This window comes from Microcella sp. (genome assembly GCF_033763155.1).
Classification (GTDB): Bacteria; Actinomycetota; Actinomycetes; order Actinomycetales; family Microbacteriaceae; genus Microcella.
Genome location: NZ_JANRKZ010000065.1, coordinates 1 through 5,469, shown reverse-complemented (window position 1 = coordinate 5,469; position 5,469 = coordinate 1). Strand labels below are relative to the sequence as shown.

The window sequence follows — 5,469 nt, the reverse complement described above, 5'->3', positions numbered from 1 at the left end:
CACCGATGGTCAACCGCCGACGGTGAGGGCGGTGCGCACGAGGTCGGTCAAGATGCCGCGCACCTCATCGCTTTGCATGATGACGACGAGCAGACTCGCAAAGCCGACCGCGGCCATGGTGGCGATGGCGTATTCGGCCGTCGCGGCACCGCGCTCATCGGAGCCGACACGGCGGGCGTGAGTCACCCAGCGTCGGAAGCGAGCAGGCGCCGGCGCGGGTGCAGCAGTGACGGTGGTCAACGACGGGTGAGTGCGCAGCATGATCGGTCGTCCTCTCGTGGCGCCCGCGGTGCGGGCATTCGGTCGGCACGAACGAGTCGATGATGCCGCACCCTGTGGCGACCGCGGCCGACGACATCGGGACGCTCTGGCAGTGTCACCACGCTCCCGCTGTGGAGGAGAGAAGCCCCATGAGCATGGGCACCACGCCCAGCAGCACGAATGCGGGCAAGATGCAGGCGCCGAGCGGCACCATGAGCCGCACGGCCAGTCGCTCCGCACGCTCTCGAGCGAGATCGCGAGCGCGATGGCGCGCTTCGGCGGCCTCAGCCCGAGCCAGCTCTCGCACGGGAGCCCCCGCCGCGCGCGAGAGTGCCACGAGCGACGTGAGCGCGTGTAATCCTTCGCCGTCGCCACCATCGTCAATGGCCCCCGCACCCTGCGCACGACGCAGTTCGGCCGACACGAGCGCCGCAGCCGATTCGGGCGAGCCACCCCCTCCCGCGGCAACGGCGAGCAAATCGAGGGCGAGCCCGCTGGTCGGCTCAGGTGGTGTCGCGGCGCTGACGAGGCCGCGCATCCACCGCCGCGCGACCACCACGAGAAGCGTGCCGGCAATGATCGCCGCGGCCCCGAGCGGGGTGCTCACGGTTGCGAGGAGGTCAACACCCATGAGAAGCCCGAGCGCCACGGCCACACCGGGCAGCAGCAGCACGATGCGCGCCGTCGATTGCGGGCCGGCGAGCGCGATCTGAATATCGCGCCGTGCCGCAGCTCGGTCACGGAGCCCGTCGGCGAACCCGCGGAGCGCGGGCGCCAACGGCGCACCCGACACCGTTGCCACCCGCCACGCCGCCGCAAGCGACCGCCACGCCTGTGCGCTGTCGACCGAGACGTCGTGCGTGTCAGCGCCGACCACGTCGTCGATGGCGCCGGCGACATCGATTCCCTGGTCGACGCGTGCGGCAATCGAGGCCAGCAGGGGGTCGTTGGCCGCCGCGGCGACATGGTGCCAGGCTGCTCGCGGCGAAATGCCTGCGGCGATCAGCACTGCTAACCGATGCACGTCAGCCGCCAGCGCTGACTCATCTCGCGGTGCGATCGTCACGACGCGGTCACCTGCTCGATCGCCAGCCGTTCACGCGCGTCGAGCGCAAATCGCCCCCGTGTCGCTCGCCGACTGCCATCAGCTCGCCGGTCAAGGTGCACGACGAGGTCAATGCCGCTCATCGCCTGTCGCGCGAGCGCCTCGGGAGCAAGGCCCGCGATCATGCCCACGGCCTCTAGCCGGGCGGGTACGTCATGCAGCGAGTTGGCGTGCAGTGTTCCGGCTCCTCCGCGGTGCCCGGTGTTGAGCGCCGCCAAGAACTCACGAATTTCGGCTCCGCGACACTCGCCCACCACGAGCCTGTCGGGGCGCATCCGCAAGGCCTCGCGCACGAGCCGAGCGAGATCGACTTCGCCAGCGCCCTCAAGATTCGGTTGCCGGCACTCGAGTGCGACGAGGTGAGGATGGTCAATCGGCGCTTCGGCCACGTCTTCGATAATCACGATGCGATCGGATGCGAGCGACTCGCTCAACCACGCCGCCATGAGGGTCGTCTTGCCGCTTCCGGTCGCTCCCGTGAACAGCACGGTCTGCCGGTCGGTGATCGCGCGGTGCAAGTGAGCCACGGCGTCGGCATCGACGCCAGCGCCGTCGAGCGACACTCGAGAGACGCGGGGCAGTCGAATCGAGATGGCGGTGCCACCCCACGCGATCGGGGGAAGGGCGACGTGCACGCGCATTCCGTCGCCGAGTCGCACGTCAGCACACGGAGTCGCTTCGTCAACGTGCCTCCCTCCCACAGCGATGAGGCCAACAGCGAGGGCACGCGCGGCTCCCGACTCGAGGCGCACCCCGGCCACCCGCTGAGCACCCGCCCCGGTGTCGGCCCACACGGCGCCGTCACCCGTCACAAAGACGTCGGTGGCGGCGGGGTCGGCGACGACGGCGGCGAGAGGTCCGAGTGCCGCGCGAACGGACGCGGAAAGTCGGCGCTCGGGTGCCACGAGCGGAGCGGACGGCGGCTCGAGTGAGCGCGACGCGACATCACGGGGATCACGGGGCACGAAAGGCTGCACGCGCACAGGGTGCCCGATCGCGCGGGGGTGGGCAGCGAGGTGAGAGCATCCCGTGGCACACACGACGAAGGCCCCTCGTGGGGAGGGGCCTTCGCGAATCGGGAGCAGTGCTGCAGTAAGTCGATGGCGGCGCCCAGATTGGGGGGAATAGGGCGCCGCCGCGGTACCACGTGATTTGGGGGCAAGTGCGCGATACCGAAGTCAGACGTGCTGCTGACTCCATTAAGTGTAGGTCGCCAGGTACCGAGGTCAAGCGAATGTGTCCCCCATCGTGTCCTCCATAGGGAGGACACAGTTTCACGTGCCCCCGATGGGGGACAGAACGGCTGCGCGGGTGCGCACGACATCGTCACGACGCGTGGTGAGGCACGGCCGTAAGATGACGACTGTTCCCCGTACAGCAGGCGGCAGACCAGGCCAGTCCGCTTCACATCGACCAAGGATGCTGATGTCCACGTCTTCGATTGACAGCCTTCTGCACGAAAACCGCCGGTTTGCCCCGAGCCCCGAGTTCGCCGCGGCCGCCGTCGCGCAGCCCGCACTCTATGACGAGGCGCGGGCCGACCGCCTCGCGTTCTGGGCCGACCGTGCCCGCGAGCTGCACTGGCACACGCCCTTCACGCAAACCCTCGACTGGTCGAACCCACCCTTCGCGCGGTGGTTTGCCGACGGGCGGCTCAACGTGGCCTACAACTGCCTCGACCGGCACGTGATCGCCGGCAATGGCGACCGCGTGGCCTTTCACTGGGAAGGCGAGCCCGGCGACACCCGCACGCTCACCTATGCCGAGCTCACGCGCGAGGTCAAGCGCGCGGCCAACATGCTCGCGGGTCTCGGCATCGGCCAGGGCGACCGCGTGGCGATCTATCTGCCCGTGATTCCCGAGGCCGTCATCGCCATGCTCGCGATCGCTCGCCTCGGAGCGATTCACTCGGTCATCTTCGGCGGGTTCAGTGCCGAGAGCATTCGTGCCCGTGTTGAGGATGCCGATGCCAAGCTCGTCATCACGGCCGACGGCGGCTGGCGCAAGGGCCGGGTCTTTCCGCTCAAGAGCGCGGTCGACGCGGGCCTCGCGGCCGCCGAGTCGAACGTGGAGCACGTGCTCGTGGTGCGACGCGGCGAGAACGAGGTCGAGTGGACTGCCGGGCGCGACCTCTGGTGGCACGAGCAACTCGAGGGCGTGAGCGACGAGCACGAGGCCGAGGCCTTTGAGGCCGAGAACCCGCTGTTCATTCTCTACACGAGCGGCACGACGGGTAAGCCCAAGGGCATCTTGCACACGAGCGGTGGCTACCTCACGCAAGTGGCCTTCACCCACAAGAACGTCTTCGACCTCAAGCCCGAGACCGACGTCTACTGGTGCACCGCCGACGTCGGCTGGATCACGGGTCACAGCTACGTCGTGTACGGCCCGCTCGCCAACGGAGCCACGCAAGTGCTCTACGAGGGCACTCCCGACACCCCGCACCCGGGTCGGTGGTGGGAACTCATCGAAAAATACAGGGTCACGCAGTTCTACACGGCCCCCACGGCGATTCGCTCGTTCATGAAGCTCGGCCGCGAGATTCCGCAGTCGTTCGATCTCTCGAGCCTGCGCGTGCTGGGGTCAGTGGGCGAGCCCATCAACCCCGAGGCGTGGGTCTGGTACCGCGACATCATTGGCGGTGGCACAACGCCCATCGTCGACACGTGGTGGCAGACCGAGACCGGTGGCATCATGATCAGCGCTTTGCCGGGCATCACGGTAACGAAGCCCGGCTCGGCGCAAGTGCCGATTCCGGGCATCAGCGTCGATGTGCTCGATGACGACGGCGTGCACGTGGGCAAAGAAGCCGGTGGGCTGCTCGTGGTCACCGAACCGTGGCCGAGCATGCTGCGGGGCATTTGGGGCAACCCCGAGCGATTTGTCGACACCTACTGGTCAAAGTTTGCGCACCTTCCGGGCGGCCCGCTCTACTTCGCTGGCGATGGCGCGCACCTCGACGCTGACGGCGACGTGCAACTGCTTGGCCGCGTCGACGACGTTATGAACGTGTCGGGCCACCGCCTCTCGACGATGGAGATCGAGTCGGCCCTCGTCTCGCACCCGATCGTGGCCGAAGCCGCCGTCGTCGGCGCGAGTGACGACACAACGGGTCAAGCGGTCGTGGCGTTTGTCATTCTCCGCGCGAAGAAGGCCGCGTCGGTGACGGCAACCGAAGCGAGCACCCTGCTGCGCGCCCACGTTGCCGAGCAGATCGGCGCCATTGCCCGCCCCCGCGAGATCTTCGTCGTCGCCGAATTGCCCAAGACACGCTCGGGCAAGATCATGCGCCGGTTGCTGCAAGACATCGCCGAAGGGCGCGAGATCGGCGACACCACGACGCTCACTGACGTGAACGTTGTGCAGTCGATCCGTAGCGACCTCGGCTGAGGCGGCCGACGCGGCGACAATCGCGCGCGGCCCGCGCGAGCTAGGCGAACTCGAGAATCAGCTCGACCTCGACGGGAGCATCCAGCGGCAGCACCGCCACGCCCACAGCGCTGCGCGCGTGTGCACCCGCGTCACCGAAGATCTCGCTCAGCACCGTCGACGCGCCGTTCGCCACCGCGGGCTGACCGGTGAAGTCGGGCGGTGACGCGACAAAGACCACAACCTTCACGACGCGCGTGACGCGGTCGAGCGAGCCAATGACGCTCTGCGCTGCGGCGAGTGCGTTGAGCACCGCCGTGCGCGCGTAGCCGGCAGCAGCCTCAGGGCTGACCTCGGCGCTGACCTTGCCGGTTTGCGGCAGCGCGCCATCAACAAACGGAAGCTGCCCCGCCGTGAAGACAAGGTTGCCGCTCGCGATGGCCGGCACGTAGGCCGCGACCGGTTTCGTGACGGCCGGGATGCTGATGCCCAGCTCGGCGAGACGTGCGTCGATGGCGCTCACGCGCTGACCTCCCCCGTGATCGGGCGCTTCAAATAGGCCACGAGCCCGCCCTCTGGGCCAGCCACAACCTGCACGAGTTCCCAGCCCTGCGAGCCCCAGTTATTGAGGATTGCCTGGGTCGTGTGGATCATGAGCGGGGTCGTGAGGTATTCCCATTGGGTCATCGCGCGGTCCATTCAGCGTGGTCATAAGCCATGTGGCGTACCCTTAA

General features: G+C 68.1%; 6 protein-coding genes. 1 reads left to right on the top strand and 5 read right to left on the bottom strand.

The features are described 5' to 3' along the window. Nucleotides 1–9: 9 nt before the first annotated feature. The 3 genes from SFU54_RS02930 to SFU54_RS02920 all read right to left on the bottom strand — a co-directional run bounded on the left by SFU54_RS02930 (nucleotide 10) and on the right by SFU54_RS02920 (nucleotide 2,271). Nucleotides 10–261 carry a DUF4244 domain-containing protein gene (locus tag SFU54_RS02930; protein ID WP_319014820.1) on the bottom strand — a complete coding sequence of 84 codons (252 nt, stop codon included), beginning with the start codon at nucleotides 259–261 and terminating at the stop codon, nucleotides 10–12. A 115-nt stretch (nucleotides 262–376) separates the two neighbouring features. Beyond that, complete coding sequence (locus SFU54_RS02925) at nucleotides 377–1,270, bottom strand: type II secretion system F family protein (RefSeq protein ID WP_319014819.1); 894 nt, start codon at nucleotides 1,268–1,270, stop codon at nucleotides 377–379. A 53-nt stretch (nucleotides 1,271–1,323) separates the two neighbouring features. Then, entirely contained in the window at nucleotides 1,324–2,271 is a 948-nt protein-coding gene (locus SFU54_RS02920; RefSeq protein WP_319014818.1) for a CpaF family protein, read from the bottom strand. Nucleotides 2,272–2,791: 520 nt separating this feature from the next. Here SFU54_RS02920 and acs point away from each other — a divergent pair. Further along, a complete protein-coding gene (gene acs, locus SFU54_RS02915) occupies nucleotides 2,792–4,756 on the top strand; it encodes an acetate--CoA ligase (RefSeq protein WP_319014817.1) in 1,965 nt (654 codons plus the stop codon). A 40-nt stretch (nucleotides 4,757–4,796) separates the two neighbouring features. Here the strand turns inward: acs and SFU54_RS02910 are convergent, their stop codons facing one another. Beyond that, the gene (locus SFU54_RS02910) at nucleotides 4,797–5,258 is read right to left on the bottom strand and encodes a RidA family protein (protein WP_319014816.1); all 462 of its coding nucleotides are present in this window, start codon (nucleotides 5,256–5,258) and stop codon (nucleotides 4,797–4,799) included. Beyond that, complete coding sequence (locus SFU54_RS02905; RefSeq protein WP_319014815.1) at nucleotides 5,255–5,422, bottom strand: hypothetical protein; 168 nt, start codon at nucleotides 5,420–5,422, stop codon at nucleotides 5,255–5,257. The genes SFU54_RS02910 and SFU54_RS02905 overlap by 4 nt, the downstream gene beginning before the upstream one ends. Nucleotides 5,423–5,469: the final 47 nt, after the last annotated feature.

Bases quoted from the DNA above. Each gene is read 5' to 3' on its own strand.
- SFU54_RS02930 (WP_319014820.1), bottom strand. From the start codon at position 261: ATGCTGCGCACTCACCCGTCGTTGACCACCGTCACTGCTGCACCCGCG.
- acs (WP_319014817.1), top strand. From the start codon at position 2,792: ATGTCCACGTCTTCGATTGACAGCCTTCTGCACGAAAACCGCCGGTTT.
- SFU54_RS02905 (WP_319014815.1), bottom strand. From the start codon at position 5,422: ATGACCCAATGGGAATACCTCACGACCCCGCTCATGATCCACACGACC.